At 72.2% G+C, this 21,987-nt stretch carries 2 protein-coding genes; both read right to left on the bottom strand.

The genetic code is table 11. The features are described 5' to 3' along the window. Positions 1 to 186: 186 nt before the first annotated feature. Positions 187 to 621 carry a hypothetical protein gene (locus ACFV04_RS06105; RefSeq protein ID WP_380527123.1) on the bottom strand — a complete coding sequence of 145 codons (435 nt, stop codon included), beginning with the start codon at positions 619 to 621 and terminating at the stop codon, positions 187 to 189. Further along, entirely contained in the window at positions 618 to 21,980 is a 21,363-nt protein-coding gene (locus ACFV04_RS06110; RefSeq protein ID WP_380527125.1) for a toxin glutamine deamidase domain-containing protein, read from the bottom strand. The genes ACFV04_RS06105 and ACFV04_RS06110 overlap by 4 nt, the downstream gene beginning before the upstream one ends. Between the last annotated feature and the right edge of the window lie 7 nt (positions 21,981 to 21,987).

Below are 21,987 nucleotides of genomic sequence, written 5' to 3' on the forward strand. Positions count from 1 at the left end.
AGATCTACCCGCCCATCGGCGTGGCCTGCGACTTCTGTGTATAAGCCCCCGCCCGCCTGGGCCCCGGCGCCGCGGCGGGCCCCGGGCGGGTGGGATCCCACCGGCCGGGGGCCGTCCGGCGTCGCGGCCTCAAGCTTCGCGACTCAAGCTTCGCAACTCGGGCTTCGCGACTCGGGCTTCGCGGCCTCAGGCTTCGTCGATCTCCCAGACCGTCTCCTGCCCGGCGGCGGCCGGGGCCAACAGGAAGTCCACCACGCGCTCCCGCACCTCCGACGCGAGCGGCGCGGGCGCCTCGCCCGCGGCGAGGCGCTCCCGGACGTACGCGAGCAGGCCCGGCTCGGGCGCCAGACCGTAGCGGTCCAGGTAGTAGGTGACGGTGTCGGTCCAGATCCACCGGCCGTCGCAGCGGTAGTTCATCGGCACACCGCCCGGGCGCTCCGGGTCGAGGACGTCCGCCATCAGGCTCGGGGTCATCAGCACGACGGCGGCCGAGGCCAGGTACGCCGCCAGTGCCTCCCGCTCGCCGTCGTCCCCGATCACCGGGTGGTCCTCGTGGAAGGCCGGCCCGGTCAGCGGGTCGACCAGGTCGAAGACGGGGGCGACGATGAACTCCGCGGTCACTTCAACAGCTCCTGGAAAATCTGGTCGGCCAGCCCGGTGCCGGGGTGGTCGCCGTCGAACGGAATGGCGCCCGGGATGGGCCGCTTGACGTCGAACTCGTCGTCCTTGACACCGAGGTAGTTCTCCGGCCGGGGCGCCGAGTCGCCGGTCGGCGGGAGGTAGGCCCCGAGCTTCTCGATGACCGGGACGAGCGTACCGTCCGTCGGCCGGTCGAAGCGGTACCAGCTCCCACCGGCGGAGATGCCGGGCCGGGCGCTCGTCGTCATGCCGACCTGCTTGGCCACGACCAGGTCCCCGCGCCGTCCGAAGTCCGGTACGCCGTGCTCGTCGACCTTGGGGACGAACCAGACCGCCCCGTCGCCCGCGTAGGCCGGCGCCACGATCCGAGGGTCGAGCGCCCACAGCTTGGACATCGTCGTCGCCACGAAGCTCGACTCGATCCCGGCGCCCAGGTTGCACGCCACGAACTGCAGCGGCTTCTCGCCGTCCCAGCCGCCCGACAGCAACGCCTGGTGCAGCCCTGCGGCCACCTCGTCGGGCGAGAGCAGGCGGTTCACGTGGACCGGGAACCCGCCGTCGGTGTGCATCGCCACGGTGAAGAAGCGGTCGTCGAGCGGGAAGTGCTGCATCGCCGCCATCTTCTGGTGGTGCAGCTCCAGGGTGGGGGCCGCGCCGAAGACGGCGACGGGCTGGCGCCGCAGGTCCCCGGGGGGATTGTGCCCGCCGGGTTGTTCGACCTGGTGTCCGGTCGGCGTCAGCGGCGTGGTCGGGGTGTTCGGCATGGCCGGCGTCAGGTGGCCGCCCGGGGTCCCCGGGGTGCGGGGGGTGCCGAGTGCCGACAGCGGTGTCCAGGCCTTCTCGACGTCGGACGGCGAGACGTGCAGGCCCTGCTTCTTGAGCGAGTTGACGAGCTTCAGCAGCCGGTGGCGGTCGAGCGGCACGACCTGCGCGGCGTCGTCGGCCTTGTTCAGGCGCCTCAGGTAGCCGTCCACCTCCGCCCTGGTCACGGGCTGCTCGGAGTTCAGACCGAGCGCCTCCCGCACCACGTCGGCCATCCGGCGAACGCCCCGGAGCCGTTCGACGTCCACGTGCCCCGTGCCGCCGTGGAGGTCCGCCGTGAGGGCGCCGATGTGCCAGGTCTTCTCGCCCAGGACCTCCTTGGCCCTCTCGCCGGGGAAGACGTTCGCCGCCGACCAGCCGCGGAGGCCTTCCGCGTTCGAGACGCCGATCTCCTTGCCCAGGGCCCAGAGGTCCTTGTGGTCCTTGACCCCCCGCATGCCGGAGATGTCGGCGAGGTGCTCCTGCAGGTCCTCCCTGGCCCGGCGCAGGGCGGCCGCCGAGGTCGGCGTGCCCGGCGTGCCGGGAGTACCCAGCATGGGGAACGAGGTGGAGGAGTTGGCCTCCTTCACGTTGATGAAGAGCTTGTTGTCCCGCCTGCGCCGCTCGATCACCGTGTAGGTGCTCCCCGGCTTGCCCAGAACCTCCTTCTCCTGCATCTCGACCGAGAAGGCGGAGATGTCCTTGGCCGCCCCGCCGCCGGTCAGCTCCATGGTGACCAGCAGCGGCTCGGTGCCCGGAATCCTCCGGCGGGTGTCCCGGAACTTGAGCGCGACGGACTCCTGGCGGCTGGCGCTGGCGAAGTCGCTGCTCCGGACGTGCGAGCCGCCGTACGACGGGGACAGCCCGGTGAAGCCCTTGAAGGAGATGGCGGCCGTGCCGCGGTAGACCTTGCCCTCGGCCGCCGGAAGCTCTTCCAACGCCGAGTCCAGCATCCGGATGTGCTCGCGCATCTCCGCCTTGAGCCCCGGCAGGACGTCCGTCCGGACGATCTCCATGATCTTCCGGCGGTTCGCCATCTCCACCGACTTGATGCCGGAGTGCACCCGGAGCAGGTCCTTGATGGCGGGGTGGAGGGACAGCGAGGTGGGCGTCGCACCAGAGCCCCAGAGCAGGTTCTTGATCTGGACCAGCATCGCCTTGTCGAGCGAATCGCCGAACCTCATCATCACGTTGATGAGCGGGAACGCCGGCCCGGTGTAGACCGCCAGGGCGTAGAAGTGGGCCGGGGTCAGCTTGCTCAGGACCTCCTGGGCGGTCATGTGGTTGGTCGCCAGCCAGGCGTTGAGGCCGTCGACGACGTCCGTGTCCGCGTGCGGGTCCATCACGCCCTCGGCGATCTGCTCGAAGAGCGACCTCCGCTCCTCGATCACGGTCCGGTGCGGGCCGGAGGGCTCGGAGAAGCCGCCGTTCTGCTCCTTGATCCTCGAGAGGTAGACCTGCTCGTGCGGCAGCATGTGGTCCGGGGACAGCTCCCGTCGCACCTGGTCGAGCGGGATGCCCGGAAGGTTGCGGTACATGGACTCGGCGGACTTCAGCGTGTCCTCGCCCAGCGGCCTGGTCGCGCCGGACATCTCGACGCCCTTGAGGATCTCGTAGACCGAGTGGTCGCCGGTGGGCAGCATCCAGCCGAACAGCGCCTTCACCATGTGGTCGGGGCTGACGCCGTCCACGTTCAGCAGCCTGAACGCCGTCATCAGCTTGGCCGAGGTGGCCGAGATGCCCGCCACCAGCCGCATGCCCAGGTCGCCGTTGGCCTCCTTGTACCAGGAGGAGTCCGGGCTGAGCGTGTGGACCGCCTCGCCGGTGCGCCAGCTGATCGGCTTGTCGGGACCGATCTCACCGGGGCCGACCTCCGGGTTGGGCCGGTGCTCCACCAGCTTGTACACCTCCTGGCCGCCGGGCCCCCGCTCCGTGACCACGTCGTGGACACCGGGCCGGCTCTTGAGCGCCTCCAGGTCGTACGAGCCGTCCGCCTTGCGCGGAACGTCCTCCCACAGCACCCGCTCCAGGCGAAGCCCGACGATGTCCCAGGCCAACGGGTTGACCTTCAGGAAGGCCAACTCCCGCTCGCTCAGCTTCGTCCCGGCGATGTCCAGGTCCAGCGCCGACGGCGCCTGCACCTCCCCGGTCGGCCGCGGCCGGCGGGCGGTCAGGCTCGCCAGGTAGCCCTTGCCGTCGGAGAACCAGCTCTCCGACTGGGCCAGCACGTTCCCGGTGCCGAACACGTCGTGCTCGAACATGGTGGCGTGCTTGGGGCTGACCCTGCTCAGGCTCTCGTGGAGGCCCTTGCGCACCGGGCCCTCCAGGAACGCGTGGTGCTCCTTGAGCGCCGCCACGTTCAGACCGAGCTCCTCCGCCCGCTCCCAGCTCTCTCCCTCGATGAGGGAGTTGAGCAACTTCTTGAGGTTCAGATCGGAGTCGTTGAAGTAAGCCCCGTTGAAGAACGCCGTCATCAGCTCACGGGTGTTGCCGGTCTTCAGGAGCCCGGCGATCTGCTCCGGGGTGAGGTCGGTGCCGACCTGCCCGGCGGACGTCGGATCGTCCTTGAGGAGGGTCTTGAACCGGTCCAGCGCCGACACCTCGGGGTTGGCCTTCTGGATCACGTACAGCAGCTTGGCCACCGTTCTGCGGGCGGCGTCCTCCGCCTCCTTCAGGTTGTGGCAGTAGGCGCCGAGCCGCTTCTCGAACTCGGCGGTCGCCGCCGCGTATTCGGGCGCGTCGTAGAGCGGGCGCTTCCCGAAGACGGTCGCGCCCGGCATCTCGTGCGCCACGGCCGACGGGGAGTCCGCCCAGTGCAGGCCCTCCGGCAGTCCTTCGTGGGACGCCGGGACGGACAGGTCCGCCGGCAGGTGCGCCCCGAGCTCCTCCACGTGCGGGACGGGCCCGTGCGGCGCCGGCTGCGGGTGCTCCGGGTTCTCCGGGTGCTCCACGTGCGGCGGGTTCTCCGGGTGCGGCGGGTGCTCGCCGCCGGTCTCCGGCAGTGACACCTTCAGCCACGTGCCGCCCGGGACCACGACCGGCAGGCCGTTGGCGTCGAAGCCGACCGTCTTGGCCACCACCAGGTGGCCCAGGCCCTCCGGCTCCACGGTGAAGGCGCCGGTGGGCTTCGGCACGAACCAGAGCTTGCCCTCGGGGACGTACGCCTCCAGCGGGCCGCTCACCTTGCCCCGCAGCGCGCGCAGCACGTCGGCCGCGTACGAGGACGCCTTGCCGGTGCCGAACTCGCAGGCGGGGAACTGCAGCGGCTTGCCCTCCGCCCAGATGCCCCGGGCACGCAACTCGACCAGGACGGCGGCCAGTTCCTCGGGGCCCACCCGTTCGCCGTGCCAGGTCGGCGAGCCGTCGGCGTGCTCCGAGTGGAAGGCGACCGAGAAGAAACGCGGGTCCTTGGGGAACCGGGCGACGGCGCCGCCGGTCTCCTGCCGCTGCCCGACCGGGCTGTCCGGATCCGCCAGCCAGCGCACGTCGGAGCCCGCGCGGGCATCGACCAGGGCGTCCACCATCTCGTGCACGCGCTCGGGCCGTTGCTCGGGCTGCTGCTGCGGCTCCGGCTCCGGACGGTGCTCCGGCTGCGGGTGCTGCGCCGGCGGCGCGCCCAGGTCCGGCCCGGTGCCGCCCCGGTGCACGGAGAGGTCGGACTCGACCGGGTCGATCGGCTTGGAGCGCGGGTCCCTCGGCACCGGCGACGCGGTGCCGGAGTCCGACGCGGCCGGGCTCGGGGTGAAGGGCGGACGGGGCGTGGGCGTCGCGGTGATGTCACTGCTGCCCGAGCCCGACCGCTTGAGCTGCGGACGTGCGGTGTCCGGAGCGTCGGGCAGGCTCTCGTCGGATCCGTCGACCCGGTAGTGGGTGACCTTCTTGCCCTCCTCCACCCAGAGCACCTTGCCCGGAGCCTGTCCGGTGGCGTGCTCGATCAGGGCCGGCAGCGAGGTGTTCCAGAGCAGGCCGTCGACCGCTACGGTCCGCGCCTTGGCCGAGGCCGCGAACGTCGAGGCGAGGTCCTTCTGCGAGGCGAAGCAGCGGGCGAGCAGGACGTCGACGTGCTGCTTGCGCTCGGCGCCGCTACCCAGCGAGTTGACGTCGGCGTTGGAGAAGCTGGCGCGCCGGCGGACGGTCCGCCCCAGTGCCTCGCCCTCCATCCGGGCCGTCACCGAGAAGGTGCCCGGCGTGTGGGTACCCACCTCCATCAGGGCGGTGGAGCCCAGTCCGTGCCCCTGGTCGACGTACGGGCGGGCGCCGAGGTCCCACTTGATCTCGGAGCCCTTGAACACGCCGACGCTGCCGTACTCCTGGTGGAAGACGCGGCTGTTCGGCAGGACTTCCCGCCCGGGCTTCTCGATGACCCCGATGTGCGGCACGTCCATCGGGACGGCCTGGTCGAAGCTCCAGAACTTCCACTGGTCCGGGACGTTCCAGGTGGTCCGGCCGACGTGCTCGCCCGGCTGGTCACCGACCGGCCGCGAGTACAGCGGGTAGGACACCGTGGAGCGGTCCGGCAGCGGGATCTTCAGGGGCAGGACGGGCCCCTTGCTCCCGCCCAGGCTGTGGGTGACGAAGAAGCCGCTCTCCTTGAACTTCTCGGTGTCGAAGTCCGACGGAGAGGTCCGGTAGTCGCGCGGCGGCAGGTCGTGGTCGTGCCGGGCCGTCACGGCGAGCGTGGTGGCGCCGTTCGGGCCCCCCGACAGCGGCTCCGTGCGCACCGGATTGGCCTTGAAGTGCACGGTCCGGCCGGTCTCGGCGGCGATCCAGCGCGCCAGCTGCTCCATGTGCGGGCCCTCGGCGAGGTCGCCGTGCAGGCCGACCAGGCCGATCTCGCCGTTCGCCGGGAACTTGCTCTCCTTGAGAACGTGCCCGATCAGGCTCGCACCGTCGCGCCAGGGCAGGGTGACCGTCCCGCCGTCCTTCGTGGTGACGGTCAGGCCGCCGCGCCGGTCGTCGACGACCACCACCGCGACCTTCTTCGGGCTCCCGTCGGGGAGCTTCTCGCGCATGGCGGACGCCCACGGCAGGTCGGCGTCACCGTGCTTGGTCGGCAGGCCCGTCCGGCTCTGCTGGGTGTAGTCGAGGTACTCCCGGTTCCCGTCGAGGTTGCGGAAGCCGTCGATCGCCGCCGCGTCCAGGTCGGCGAAGACGAACCCGAGCTTGTCCCGGGTCATCTCCACCTCGACCGCGACCTCGCCGCTCAGGTAGGTCCTCCGCTGGCCACCGCCGTCGAGCCCGTCGCCCGTCCAGGAGCGCGCTTGCGGCTCCTGGACATGACCCTCCGCCACCAGCTTGCCGTCCTGGTAGCGGGCCACCCGCTCGTCCCCGAGTGCGATCCGGACCTCGATGTGCGTGCCGGTGCCGCCCAGTTCGGCGCTGAGGTCCTTGGCGAAGGTCCTGCGGTCCCGGTCGTCGACCGTGCCGTCCTCGCCGGTGATCACCACGGCGAGGGCCGGGGTGTGGGGCTTGTCGCCGTTCGCCGAGAGGATCCTGGCGGCCTCGGCGGGCGTCAGGGGTGCTCCGGTGTGGTCGACGAAGCCGCCCCCCTGCGCGGAGAGCACGAGCAGCTTCGAGTCGGCCAGCCCCGGGAGCTTCTCCAGGTTGTGGATGAGCCCGCGGTCGACGACCTTTCCGGGGACGAGCACCCCGGCCGTGGTGTACTGCGGCAGGTGCGCGTCGGTCCGCTTGCCGCCGGACAGGTCGGTCCGCACCCGGGCGTCCAGCTGGGCCGAGGCGTGGTCGACCAGCTTCTGCCGGACGTCGTCCGTCGGCGCCTGACCGGAGAAGTGGAGGGTGACCGTGTCGCCCTTGGTCACGCCGAGCTTGGTCAGGGCCTCGCTGAAGGCCTCCGGAGTCAGCTGCCGGACCTCGCCGTGCTCCGTGGTGAACACCGGACCGTGCGGGCCGGACTCCACGGTGACGATCCGCTCGCCCGGGACGTTCGGGGCCAGCAGCAGCGCGTCCTTGTAGGCGGTGGAGTCAACGCCCAGCTTGGGCCCGCGGATCACCGCGGTGTCGGGGCGCGTCGTCGGGATCACCGGCGCCGACTCGCCGGGCTTCGGCACCTCCGGCGGGGGTGTCACGCCCGGATCCGGTTCCGGGTAGAGCGGGCTGCTCGTGCTCGTGTCCCGCGCGTGGTGGACCGCCTGCTCCGTCTGCTCCGGGGTACGCCCCTTGAACAGGTCCTGCACCGAGGCGCCCGGGTACTTGGCCGCCTCCAGCTTGCGGCTCGCCTCCACCTCGGCGGCGTGCGCCTTGTCCGCGGCGAGGAACGCGTCCCGGAACTTCGCGTCGTCCCCGAGGACGTCCAGCAGTGCCTGGCGACGCTCGCCGATCCCGCTGAAGGGGTCGAAGAACAGCTCGCCGGAGTCGTGCCTCATCCCGGGCGGGACGACGCCGGCCCCGGCCTTGGCCATGCGCTTCACCTGGTCGAACATCAGCAGGTGGCGCAGGTCCTGGCGGATCGCCCCGATGACCGCCGGCGTCAGGGTGCCGTCGTTCAGTGCGGGGATCTCGGCCAGCTCCCGGGAGAGTTCCGTGATCGCCCGCAGGGTCTCGCCGAGCCCCTGGTCCGGCTTGCCCGCGTGGTGCCCGTCGAGGTACTCGGCGAGCGACCGCGGAGCGGGGACCTTACCCGCGGCCCCGGTCAGCACGGCGACCCGGGAGAGCTGACGAGGCGTCAACTCATCGTTCGCGACGAGCAGCCCCGCCAGGGCGTTCGGGTTGTGCGTGGCCTCGGCGGACAACACCAGACCCACCGCGTAGCTGCTGAGCGTACGGCTGCCGAGCAGGTCCTCCACCGCATGGTCGGCCGCGTAGTCCTGGAGGGCCTTCACCAGCTCGACCGCGCCCTGCGGACGGGCCTGGAGCGGCTCCTTCAGCGACGCGCCGATCTTGTCGACCAGTTCCTCGGCCGACGTCTTCTTCGGCGTCTCCCAGAGGTCGACGAGCTCGTTCACCGCCTTCTTCTGGCGGATCTCCAGCTGTTCGTCGGCCACCTGGGGGTGGACCGGGTCCGGCAGCTGTCCGGGCAGCGGCAGCTCCTGCAGGCCGGCCTGCAGCTTCTGGCCCTCCTTCAGGGCGTTCGTCACGTGGTCGGCCGCGTCGATCCAGTCGGCCACCTGGCGCATCCGGTGGTCGGACTGCGTGATCCACCGGCCCAGCCTGGCGTTGTACTGCCTCTTGGCCAACGCCGGATCGGGCAGGTCGACGCCCCCGTGGTCCGTCAGGAAGGCCTTCAGCTCGGTGACCCGCTGGTCCAGGCCCTTGCTCGCGGCGACGTCGACGTCCAGCAGCGCGTGACCGGTGCGCTTGTCCGTCTGCTGGAGGAACTGGTTCCAGGTGGCGACGTGCTGGGCCCACTCGGCCCGCAGGTCGGAAACCTTCCGAAGGTGCGCGGCGACCTCCGCCGGGCTCGTCAACTCCTGCTTGGGGTAGGGGTTCTCGTGGTCCTTCCAGGTACGGACGGCACCCGCCGGCAGCCCTCCTCCGGGCGCCGAGGAGTCGCCACCGGAGCGGTGGTGCCACTCGTCCCCGCCGAAGTGCTGGAGCGAGGCCCCCACCGCGTGCTGCAGGGCACTCGACAGCACCTCGCGGTCCGCGCGCACCACGTTCGCTTCGGTGAGCGAGAAGGCGGGGGTGACGTGCCCCTCCTTGCCGCCTCCGGCCGCGATGCTCAGGTCGACCGCGACCGAGCGGTCCACCAGGACCGAGGAGATCTTCGAACGGCTCAGGTCACCGCCGGTGAGACCGGTCGCGACACGCACGGCGGTGTCCTCGCTGCCGATGACCAGCAGCGAGTGCTCGTCCCCGGTGTACAGCTCCAGCGAGCCGCCGTCGTGCAGACCGAGCGGCAGGGCGTCCCCGGAGGACACCAGGTACAGCCGGACGAAGCCCTGGCCGCCGATCGACGTCTCCTCGACGTCACCGCGGTGGACCAGGTTGCCGTCGGCGTCCTTGGAGGAGGGCAGGAACGGTGCCAGGTAGGAGGCGCCGTCCTTCCACAGCTCCGGGTGCACCGACGGGCCGTCGCCGCTCTCCCAGACCGTGTCGAGGGACATGGCGGACCCCTCGGAGCCGGCGTCCGACTCGGAGTCCGACTCCCGCAGGGAGCTCAGACCGCCCGACGACTCGTCCAGGCTCATGACCCGGTCCGCCAGGAGCCGCTGCGAGGGCCGCAGGTTCGGTGACGCGTCGTGCGCCGTGTCGTGGGCGGGCTGGTCGGCGGAGAAGTGGAAGGGGTCCTGACCGCTGGTCGAGGGGCGCGGCCGACGCCATCGGTCGTCCATGGAGTGGCTGGGGCTGGGGCCGGAGTGCTTCAGCCGCCGGTACCGGCTCGACGAGCTGGGGCTGAGCGTCTGCGGCGGCCCGTCGCCGCCCGGCCGGCCCTTCGCACCGGCACCCTTGCCTCCGTCCTTGTCACCGGGGCCGCGCGGGGCCTCGGACGGCTCGGGGTGGATCTCGGGCGCGATCGGCCTCGGCTCGCCGCGCGGGGCGAGGGCGGCCTGCGACCACTGGTCGGTGGCCGCGGGGTGCTCGGGGTGCTCGGGGTGCTCGGGCCCCGGGTGCGTTCCGGGCTGGGGGGGCAGGTCGACGTGCGGCGTCGACTCCGACTCCAGGTGTGGCTCCGGCTTCGGCTCGGAGTGCGACGGCGCGTCGGCGGCCGGGTGGGGGGTCACCCCCGAGTGGTCGACCTCCAGGTGCACGTTCTCGTAGGGGAAGCCGTCGTTCCTGAAGCGCGTCAGGTGCACCCCGCCATCCGCGTCGGCGATCAACAGGTCGACCGGCGCCATGAACGTGTCCGCCACCCGGCGCGCCGCCGCGTGCGGATCCGTCAACAACCCGTCCTCCGCCCGCAACACGACCCGGAACGACCCCATGTCCTTCGACATCAGCTGCGGCATCAGGGCCTCCTCCACCCCCGCCGGATCCAGCCGAGCCCCGCCCGACAGCTCACGCACCTCGAACGGCGCCGGCTCCAGACCGTCCTGCGGCGACTCGTACCGCACCGACTCCCAGGAGAAGGCCCCCGTGGCGGAGCCGGTGGGGACCGGGGCGGTCGGCGGCTCGTCGACCACCCCGCGCATCAACCTGCGCTCGGCTTCGGTCAGCCCTTCGGCCTCGATGGTGGGCAGGTGGTCGCGAATGTCGGCCTCGGTGAGCGGCAGGCCCTCCTTGGTCGTCCGCTCGATCGCCTCGGCGGTGCCGCGCAGGTGCTCCCAGCTCACGCCCTGCTCGTCGGGCTCGTACAGGTGGTGGGCGTACATGGCCACGGCCGTCCCGGTCGGATGGCCGGGGAACATCGCGTGGGCAAGGTCCGACAGGTCCCGGGTCGTCCTGAGGTGTTCCACTCCGGACGCGTCGAAGGAGGGCACACCGCTGCCGTAGAGCGAACGCCCGAGCCGGACCAGGTCGAGCACCCGGTGGTGGTGGACCGCCGCGTCGCCCGGGCCGGTGCCGGCCCGCAGGCCGACGGCGTCGCCGACCTGGGTGATCAGGGTGTGGTCGGCGGGCCCGGCGGCCGTGTTGAACTGGTCACCGAGCCCGCCGGCGACGTACTGGTCGAACCGCTGCATGCCCTCGACCAGGTGGTCGGCGATCTCGTGCGTGCTGTAGCCGCCGAGGAAGAGCTCGAAGGAGTTGGTCAGCACGGAAGGCCTGAAGCCCTGCTCCAGCAGGAACTTCTGCATCAGCACGCTGACGTTCACGCGGCTGTTCGCGTCGGAGAACGGCTGGATGATCTGCAGGGCCCGGGTCACCTCGGCGATCGCGAGCAGCTTGGAACGGTCGTCCGTGGCAGCGGCGACCTCACCGTAGTAACGGTCCAGGACGGCCTGGACGTGGCCGGGCGCCTCACCGTGGACGTAGCTGATCGAGATCATGCCCTCGCCCTTCTGCCCGCGGGAGAACGCGACCAGTGGCAGCCCGACGCCCGTCGTGGAACCGGACTTGGCCGTGATGTCACCGAGCAGCCGGCGACCGTTGACGAGGTCGTCGGCGAGGTCGGCAGCCAGGGTGGTCCGTCCGGTACCGCGCATGGTGGTGTGCAGGCGGGCGCCCTTGGTCCCGGACCACTCCGTGGCGACGTTCCGGCCGGACCCCTCGACCAGGTGCCGGGTGGCCAGGTCGTGCAGTTTCTCGTACGCGTGGACGTCGATCCGCGACCAGTCGCGGCCGGACCCGGTGTGCCCGTCCAGCACCTCGCGGAACAGCTCGGTCATGCTCCGGCGGAAACCGGGGTACTTCGTCCGGTCCAGGTGGTTCGCGGCGTCGGACGGCGACCCGACGAGCGCGTCCTGGTGGACGTTGGCGTCGATGAACAACCGCCACCAGGACGACTCGGGGATGAGGTCCGAGAGCTTCGGGTGGCCCGGGGCCGACACCGGTACGGAGCCGGGCTCGGGCCGGAGGGAGTCGAACACGTCCTCGGCCGCCTTGACGACCGGGTCCGGCTTCACCTCCGGCTCGGTGCGCGGCGCGGAGTCGGGCGCCGCCTCCGGCTTCGCCGCGACTTCCGGCTTCACCTCGGGGGCCGCCTCCGGCTCAGGCTTGGGCGACGCCTCCGGCTTCGGTGCGGCTTCCGGCTTCGCCTCGGGAGGCGCTTCCGGCTCCGGCTTGGGCGCGGCCTCGGGCTTCGGGGCCTTCTCCGCCTCCGGCTTGGTTGTCGCCTCCGGCTTCGGGGCCGCGGCCGGGTCGGCGGGCGGCGTGGCATCCGGCGTGGCGGCAGGCTTCACCGGCGGGTGCTTGGGCATGGCGAGCCCGTCCGGGTTGTCCTCGCTGAACGTCAGGTAGTGGTCGCTCATCACCTTCGCGTCGACGGTCTCCCGCTCGGGGATGTCGACGGTGATCGGGATGACGCCCTTCTCCACCACCTCCTTGTCGCCCTTGAAGAAGACGACCTCGACCTCCGCGAAGCCCTCGTAGCGCGCCATCGGCGTGTTGAACTTCGCGTGCGAGACGACCTGGCCGGAGCTTCCGGCCGACACGCCCTCCCGGCTGCGGTGGGACCCGCCGACGCCGACCTGGAAGGTGCCCTCGGCCGCGACGACATCGGTCTTCACCCCGCCCTGCACCTGGCCGCCCCAGAGCGACCAGTCGAGCCGGGTCTTGGTGGAGGTGGTGGAGGTCGCGTTGGAGGGGCTGAGCTCGACCTTTCCGTCGGTCCGGTCGTACTCCAGCTGTAGGACCTTGAGGTTCACCTTCACGCCGCCGTCCGACACCAGCAGCCGCCGCCCGGGCGAGGGCGTGCTCAGCGACTCGCCGCGGGTGGCGGAGCCGAAGTGGCTGGCGAGCTGGGCGTGGTCGGTGGTGTTGCGGGCGAGGCTCTCCATCCGGTCCCAGGTGCGGGAGCCGAAGAACTCGGGCCCGCGCAGTCGCAGGATGTCCTGCACGCCACCGGCGTCGCCGAGCCAGCGCATGACGTCGATGTCGCGCAGGCCCTCGTTCCAGACCCGGGCCGGCGGCGCCTTGACCACCTTCTCCACGGCCGGCTCGGTCGGCGCCGGGGCGGGAGCCTGCCCGGTACGGTGCTCGGGCGCCTCGAACGGCGTGGGCTTCGGCCCCTTGGCGGGGCGTCCCTCCCCCGCCTCGACCGAGACCTCGAAGCCGACCTTCGCGGTGTCGATGCCGTGCACTGTGGTGCCGAGCTTCCGGACCTCGCGCCAGGCCTGCCCGGCGGCCGACTTGACATGCTCGAAGGCCGTCCCGGGCACCTGTGTGCCACCGTCCGGCACCAGCCGGTTCGGGTCCCCGAGGGAGATCAGCGGCCGCCGCTCCATCCGGAAGTACAGGATCGCCTCACCGGTGTAGGCGCTGCCGGCGAGCTTGGTCTTGGTCGCGGCACCCGCGGTGCTGCGCTGCGCCTGGACGTCGAGCTGGTCGTGGCCCCAGGAGTGGGTGACGGAGCCGCCGCCGGTGACGGCCGGGCCGACCGGCAGCGGGCTGCTGGTGCCCTGGACGGACACCGTGACGACGTTGCCGCGCCCGGCGCCGTAGCTGGTGACGCCGTCCGAGCCGGCCATGGACTTCTGCACCTGGGTGCCGGTGTTGAACTCGGTCTGCGCGGTCTCACCGGTGTGCTCCAGCCGGGACACTCCGGCCGTGATCCGGACGGTGCTGCGCCCGTGCTTCACCACGATCTCGTGGCCGGACATCATCGACTTCAGCTGCGGCTGCAGCTTGGTGACGTCGAGTTCGCCCCGGATCTTCTCCTTCATCCCGGCCCAGTCCGAGCCGAGCACCTTCGCTCCGCGCCGGTCCAGGCCGGAGACCGCGGAGTCGCCGACGGACGGGCGTTCCTCGGTGCCCGCCGGGTGCGGGCCGGTGCCGGTACCGGCGCCGCCGCCGCGCGGGCGCAGCGGGTAGACGTCGGTGACGACGTCGGAGGAGCCCAGACGGTGGGTCTTCTCGACCCGGGCGGGCGGGTCGAGCGGCTTCTTCAGCGGTGCGGTCTCGGTGGAGCCGTGCAGCGGGGCGTCGCGCAGCGGGACGGCGACGGTGGTGTCGACCGGTACGTGGACGTCCGGCGCGGTGACCTTCTGGCCGAGCTTCTTCGCCTCGATGTGGACGGTGAACTCGGCGGTGCCGCTGAAGAGTCCGGCCTGCTCGACGGTCTTGCCCTTGCTGACGGTGGCGCCGGTGCTGTCGATGGCGGAGCCGTGCACGAAGTCGTTGCGGCGGGAGACGTTGAGGCCGAGGTCGACGTGCGGCAGCTTGAAGCGGAAGGGCGCCGTGAAGACGTCCCGGACCCGCCGGTCCTTGCTGACGCCGGTCGTCACCCGGGTCTGGGTACCCAGCTCGAACTCGAACTTGTCGACCGTGTCGGTGTGCGTGAAGTCCTTGCGCAGGCCGGCCTTGACGGTGACGGTGGTGTCCCAGCCGTGGATCGTGACGTGCTCGGTGAGCTTGCCGCCGCGGGTGAGCTTGGACAGCTGCGGTTTGAGGGCGATCGGGTCGAAGCGGCTCTTGATCTTGCTCAGGACGTCGTCGGGGACGTGGCCGAACTCCTTCTGCAGGGTGGTCTCGATGCCGTTCAGGACGGCGGTGTCGCCGTTGCCGAAGCTGTGCACCACGTCGGAGGCGCTCAGCGCGCCGCGGTCGGTGATGCGGCGGGGCGGGTCGTGCGGCTCGGCGGGCCCCTGGTGGGTGACGGGGGTGCCGGTGCCCGGTCCGGTGAACAGCGCCCGGCCGTCGGCGCCGACGGTGTGGCGGCCGGTCTCCTTGGCGTCCAGGCTGACCTCGGCCCGGATCGGGACGGTGACGGTGTGGTCCTTGCCGTCCACGGTGATCCTGACCTCGACGCCGATGCCGGCGTCGTAGATCTCCTGCGGGCGGGCGTACTTGCCGTTGGCGTACACCTTCTGCGCGTTGCCGTCGCGCCAGCCGTCCCGGTTGCGGACCTGGCGGGAGTAGCCGCCGCCGACGTCCATACCGATCTTGTCGGGCAGCGGGACGGTGCCACCGGCCGCGCCCTGGCCGGACTTGGTGTCCGAGAGCAGCGTGCGACCGGCGCTGAACGACGAGGTCTCGTCGACCGGGTTGAGCTCCGCCTTGGCGTTGGGCCGCTTGTACTCCAACTCCGTGATGTGCGCGGTGGCGGAGACCTTGACGCCGTGCTTGAGCAGGGCAGCGGCGATCTGCTCGGGCAGTTCCAGCCGGGTGCCGCGGGTCATCGCGGTCAGGTGGGAGGCGACCATCGGGTGGCTGAACAGCTGCTGGACGTCGCGCTTGACGTCCTTCCAGGCGCCGCCGAGCACCTCCTCGCCCAACCGCTCGACACCCTCGTGCAGCGGCTCGACGGTGGGCAGGTCGCGGACCGTGGTGGTGTCGCCGAAGCCGCCGCCGGTGCCGTCGGGCTTGCGCCAGACGCCGTCGGGCGGGCTGGGGACGGTGCTGCCGGGCTCGAAGGTCCTGGGCTGGTGGGGCTCGGGGGTGTCGGCCGCGACGAAGAGGGTCGGGTCGCCCGCGCCGGTGTCCTGGACGCTGCGGGCCTCCGCCTGCTCGATCAGGGCCCGGAAGTCGACGGAGGTCGTCGCGGTGTCGCCGGACTTCCCGAGCGGCGTGTCCTTCGCGAACGTCAGGCTGAGCTCGGCCCGGCCGTCGTAGACCACGCCGGGGCCCTTGGTCTTGGTGGTGAGCAGCGTCTCCTGGCTGTTGCCGGAGATCTGCACGGTGTCCTTGATCAGCTGGAGCCCGCCGCCGCCGGAACCGGTCGACTTGTCGATCGCGCTGCCGGAAACCACACCGGGAAGCGGCAGTTGGACGCCGTCACCGGCGCCGCGCTGCTCGGTGCGCACGCGCTGGACACCGGTGCCGACGTTGAACTCGGTCTGCGGGGTGTTGCCGTGCTGCCACATGGCCTTGACAGAGGCGGCGATCTCCACCGAGCCGGTGACGTGGCCGGTCCTGTCGACCACCTCGATCCGGGTGGGCTCGCCGGACATCATGCTCTTGAGGTCCTGCTGGAGGCGGGTGGTGTCGAGTTCCGTGCTCAGCTTGTCGCGCAGCGACGGCCACAGGTCGCCGAGCACCTCCTCGGCGGTCTTCTCCACACCGTCGAGGATCTCCTGCATCGGGTGGTCGGCGTCCGGCCGACCGTGCCGGTGGGTGGAGACGTCGAGCACGATGTCGGAGCCGCCCAGTCGCCGGCCCTCGACCACGCGCTGCGGCGGGGCGAAGAGCTTGTCCTTGGCCGGCGGCACCGGGGCGCCGTAGACGTCCAGGGTGTCCCGGACGGGGATGCCGACGGTGACGCCGATCTCCAGCCGCCGCACCCGGTCGCCGGGCGCCTCGAACACCGGCTCGCCGTGGTGGGTGAGTTCGGTGAAGTCGAGGGCCAGATGGAGCTTCCCCGCGAACAGGGCGCCCGGCTCGACGGTCTTGCCGCGCGCGATGGACCGGCCGACCTCGACCGAGCTGCTGCCCTTCACCGAGTCGTGCTGGTAGCCGAAGGTCTCGGTGACCTCGGCCTTGCCCAGCTTGAACTTGGCCTGCGCGGAGGCGTTGAAGCGGTTCAGGGTGTCGTCCCGCAGGCCGACGGAGGCGTGCCGGTCGGAGCCGTTCTCGAACTCGACGCTGGGCGCGGTGTCCTGGTGCACCAGGCCGTCCACGTCCACCCGGACCGAGATCTTGCCGGACCAGCCGTCGGTCTCGAACGGCGCCTCCCAGACGTCGCCCCGGGAGAGGGCGGTCAGCCTGGGGCGCAGCGTGTCCGGGTCGAAGAAGTCCTTGGCGAGCGTACGGGCGGCGGGCAGGTCCTTCGGGAAGGCCGACTCGAAGAGCTTGACGATCTGCTGGTGGACGGCGGTGTCGCCGTGGTGCAGGCCGACGACGAGGTCGGAGGCGGACAGCCGTCGGTGGTTGGTGATCCGGGTCGGCGGCAGGCGCAGCTCGTCCGGGCCGAGCGGCTTCTTGGGGGTGAACGCGGGGTCGTGCGGGCCGTGGCCGTCGCCGGACTCCGTCGAGAACACGGACATGGCGAGCACGGACGCCGGCGGGGAGGGCGGCGCGGGGTGGGCGAGCGGGTCGTGGTCGGCCTCGGTGATGACGATGGTCGGGATGTCCGACCGGTGCGGCGCCGAGACCTCGGGCTTGGGCGTGGTGTCGGTCGCGGGCTTGGTTCCCGCCCCGGACTCGGCCTTCGGCGCGGTGTCCACCGAGGCCTCGGCCGTGGGCTTGGACACGGTGTCGGTCGCAGGCTGGGATCCCGGCTCGGTCACGGGCTTCGGCGTCAGGTCCGACTCCGTCTTGACCACGGGCTTCGGCGCGGGCTTCGCCTCGGGCTTCGGCGCGATGTCGCCCACCGACTCGGGCCCCGGCTTCGGCGTGTCCGCCGACGCGCCGGGCCGGTCGTGTCCGCTGACGGTGGGCACGCTGTGCGGGGCGGGCGGGAGCACCGGGCCGTCGTGCCCGGCCGGGTGCGTCGGCGGCGCGGTGCTCACCGACGGCGCCGTCACGGGCGGGCGGCTGGCGTCGTAGTGGTTGGAGCCGTTGTAGTAGACCGTCACCTGGTGGCCCTCCGGCGGGCCGTACCGCAGGTACTCGGTGTGGCCGCCGTGGCCGTCCGGGCCGAGGATGCGCAGGCGCAGGCCGAGGGCGTCGGCCAGCAGCGGCGGGAAGGTCTCGCCGTACCCCTGCCACCAGGAGCGTTCCCAGTTCCTGACGGCGTCCTGGAGGCCGGCGAACTCCCCGTGCGAGAGCGGCGCGTCCGAGATGGTCCGGTGCCAGACCTGGAGGTCGGCGAGCTCGGCGTCGGAGAGGTCGTGCAGCCCGATCTGCTCGGGGCGGCCGAGCAGGAACTCGAACTGCTCCTCGGGGCGGGTGGAGCCGTCGGCGAAGTTCCAGCCGACCTCGTGCTCGACGGTGCCCCGGTCCTCACCCCGGGCGACCCGCTCGTCGACGTACTGCCGGCGCAGGTCGTGCGGGTCGGTCGCGGGCTCCAGGCCGCGGTCGCGCAGGTACGTCTCGGCGGCGCGCTGCTCCTCCGGGCCCTTGAACTTCCACCTGACGCTCTGTTCGGCCTGCGCCCGGGCTGCGGCCGGATCGCCGCCGGAGCCGCCGAGTTCGTGGGCGAGCGCGGTGACGTAGCGCTCGCGGAGCAGCGGCGCGGGGACGACCTCGTGGGTGGCGACGCCGCCGACGCCGAGGTCCAGCAGTCCGTTGAGCAGTTCGGGACGGCTCTGCCCGGCGAGCTGCTTGCCGAGCTCCTGGGTGACGATCGTGCGGTAGCCGCGGGCGACCTCGGGCGGCAGCTTCTCCGGGCCCTGTGTGAGCAGGTGCTCGGTCACCGCGCGCTTCATCGCCCCGGGCGTCGACGGCAGCGGGGCGCGCGAGCCGGAGCCGGTGGCGCCGCGCTCGGTGAGCACCTGGTGCACGGCGTCGGGCCGGCTGGTGGCGACGGAGTTGAGCAGGCAGAGGCCGTCGCCGTCGACGCGGACCCGGTCGCCGGGCGGTGGGAAGGCCTCGACGACGGTCTCGGTGCTGTGCGGGGTGGCGGCCCCGGTGGCGCGGGGGGCCGGGTGCGAGGGACCGTCCGCGCCCGTGAAGGCTTCGGCCGGGGTCGGCCGGGCGGTGTGCTCGTCGGGGTGCAGGGCGGCCGCGTTGAAGCCGCCGTCGCCGTGGATGGGGCGGTTCTCCGGGTCGAGGGTGATCGCCCAGACGCGGGTGACGTCCTGCGGGAGCGGACGGCCGCCCGGGGCGTGCAGGCCCTGCTGGGCGTCGACCCAGACCAGGCCCTCGCCGGGGACGTTGACCAGGTTCCAGGCGTGGCCCTTGCCGTCCTCGGTCCAGGCGAAGACCAGCGCGGCCGAGCCGGGGCCGCCCTCGGTGACCCGGCGGGCGACCTCGATCAGCCCGGTGCTGCCGAGGCCGAGGTACTCGGCCGGCCGGCCGGTCCAGTGCTGGGCGTCGCCGACCGCGCCGAGGTGGCGCTCGTTCAGGGTGAGGGCGACCTGCGGGTCACCGTGGAAGGTGGCGTGGAAGGCCATCGCGGCCGCCACGCAGTTGACGTCGCCGAGCAGGCTTCCGTCGCCGTGCTCGGGGTTGACCAGGTCGACGAACTCCCGCGGGTGGGCGAATTTCTTCGGGCCGTCCGGTCCGGCCAGCGCCTGCTCCAGGGCGTGCCGGGCGGCCGGGCCGGGCGTGTCGTAGCCGCCGTCGGAGAACTCCCGCAGGAAGGAGTCCAGCGGGCGCAGCGGCCGGGGCGCGCCGTCCTCCTGGTCGAAGGGGCGGCGGCCGTCGGGGGTGTGGTCCAGGTCGGGCCGGGGGCGCTTGGCGGCCGGTTCCGGGCCCGTCGCCGGGGCGTCCGGGGCCGGGTCGCCGTGGTCGGTCGGGTGGTCGTTCTCGTACTCGTCCCGGCCGCGGCGGCGGGACGGCTGCTGCGGCTGGTCGGTGGAGCCGTGGTCGCGGTCGGGCCGCGTGCCGCGGGCGTCCGGGCCGGGCTGCGCGGCGGGGTCGCCCTGGTGCGGGGGCGGCGGGGTTCCGTGCTCGGGGCGCGGGGTGTCGGCACCGCCGAGGTAGCGGATCTGCCAGACCTTGCCGTCCTCGACGCCGATGGCCAGCCGGACGCCGTCCACGGTGCCCTCGTGCAGGATCAGCGCGCCGCTGGGGCGTTCGGGGTCGGGGTAGCTGCGGTCGGGGCGCTGGAGGATCCGGTGGGCGGCGTCCGTGAAGTCGTGGTCCGTCCAGTGCGGCAGCGCGCCCTCGGGGAAGTCGGCCTTGATCCACCAGGGCGCCGGCCACTCGTCGGTGGCGGCCGGCTCGCTGCCGTGCTCCGGCCGGGCGGGCTCGCCGCCGGGCTCGGGGCGCGGCGTGCGGGCGTCCGGGCCGGGCGCGGCGCCGTGCTCCGGGCGCGGCGCGGTGTGCCCGTCCGGGGTGTCGCCGGAGGTGCGGGGCGGGGTCGGCGGCTCGGGGTTCGGGCCGGCCGAGCCGGTGGCGCCGGCGTGTTCGGTCTTCTCGCTGCCCCCGGTGCCCCCGGTGCCCCCGGTGCCCCCGCCGACGGTCCGGCCCGGGCGGGCGGGGCCGACCGGTTCGTCGCCGAGGGTGGTGCCGCTCCAGCCGGTGTCGGTGCGGACGGGTGCGGGGCGCCCCGGGGCGGGCTTGCCCCCCTCGGTCTGCACCGGGCTCGGGCGGTCGGCCTTGCCGCCGACGGAGGTGTCGGGCCGTCCGGAGCCCGTCGCTGGGTCGTGCTTGCCGGAGGTCGTGCCGCCGCCCGACGTGGTCGGTACGGGCTTGGGCGTGGGGTCGGCGAACAGGCTCGCCAGATCCGCCTGGCCGAAGGCCTTGGCGAACAGCGCCGCGTACTCGACGTCCGGCGCCTCGCCCGTGCCGCGCGAGTAGCCGAGGACGTGACCCGTCGTCACTTCCTCGTGGTGCGGCCCGAGTCGGGGCACCGGGAAGGGCGCAGGGTGGCCGGCCAGGTTGCTGAGCAGCGACAGCGCGGTCATCGGGTGCAGGGGCCCGAAGTACGCGCCCTTGCCGGCCTCGACCTCCTTGAACTGGACGCTCTGGACGTACGAGGTCCACTTGTCGCCGATGCCGAACTTGTGGAACGCGGCGTGCAGTCCCTTGCCGAGCAGGCCCATGCCCATGCCGGCGCCGAAGGTGGCGGCGCTGGTGGTGAACGTGTGGCTGTCGTCGAAGATGAGGTTGTAGAAGCCCTCGGAGAGGTTGCCCTGCACGCCCTCCATCAGCTGGGAGCCGACCGCGAAGCCCAGCCGGTAGAGCTTGTTCCCCTCGCCCATGGTGGCGGCCAGCTTGGGCAGGTGTTCGGCGAGGGCGGTGACCCCGTGCTCGCCGAGTTCCGAGCCGCCGTGTTCCAGGACGGAGCGCAGCACGACCCCGAGCGACTCGTTGCCCGCGCCGTGCTTGGTCCAGCCGGCGACGAAGGCCTCGGCGTACTCCTGGCCGAGCTTCCTCGCCTCGGTCTTGCCCAGCTGGGTGCCGAGGTGCTTCTCGAAGGAGCCCGCCAGGTTCTCGGTGAAGCGCTCGGCGACGCTGCCGGCGCCCGCCTTGCCGAAGCCCTGCTTCAGCCACGGCTCGACCTCCTGCATCCGGCGGCCGAGGGACTGCGAGAAGGCCTTGGCCTCCTCGTCGGTCAGCAGCTTGCGGACACCGGCCCCGGCACCGCTCTTGCCGGCGCCCTCCAGTCCCGAACTCCCGGCCTTGCCGATGGACTTGGCGCCGGCCTTCTCCAGGTTGGTGAGCGCCGAGCCGCCGGCCTCCTTGGTGACGGTGTTCAGCAGGTGCTTGAGCGCCTCCTTGTCACCGTTCTTCATGACGTTGGCCAGTTCCTTGGAGAGGACCTTGCCGGCGTTCTTCCCGATCAGGTTGCCGATCAGCTTGCCGAGGCCCATGCCGAGCAGGTTGATCGGCCCGGCGAGCGCGCCGCCGATGACGCCGTTCAGCACGCTCTGCTTGAACGAGCCGTCGAGGTCGAACGACTTGCGGTCGCCGTGCGAGATCTGGATGCCCTGGATGATCGAGTCCATCAGCATGCCGGTCACGATGCCCGTGAAGGTGTGCATCAGGATCGACTTGAGCAGGAACTTCAGCAGCGTCCAGAGCGCCTGCCGGGTGAAGAAGTACGCCAGCGACAGGCCGGAGAAGCTCTCGCCGAAGGTGAACGGCGCCCAGATGGTCGCCATGGTGATCTCGAAGACCAGCTGGATGAGCTGGGCGATCGCCATCCACTTGGTGTACTCGACCGAGTTGGCGACGTCGCCCGCGCAGTCGGCGAGCGCCTGGGCGGTCTCCGCGGCCTGCTTGACCTGGTCCGTGCCGTCCTTCCCGCCGCCGAGGCCGATGTAGGCGTTCATCGCGTTGCTGAACGACTGGGCGGCCTCGCCCTCGAACTCCTGCCGGGCCTTGATCGCCACCGTCGCGATCAGCTCGTGGAGTTGCGGGATCTCCTTGGCCAGGACCTCGTACGCGTCCCGGACGTCCCGCAGTTCGCCTTCCTTGACCTGCGGCCAGGGCATGCCGGCGAGCGTGCCGAAGAGGCCGGAAAGGAACTCGCCGGGATCGAGGGACGGGTACGACACGGGTGGT

Origin of the sequence: Kitasatospora sp. NPDC059599 (assembly GCF_042735125.1) — a bacterium.
In the GTDB taxonomy this organism is placed as follows: domain Bacteria; phylum Actinomycetota; class Actinomycetes; order Streptomycetales; family Streptomycetaceae; genus Kitasatospora.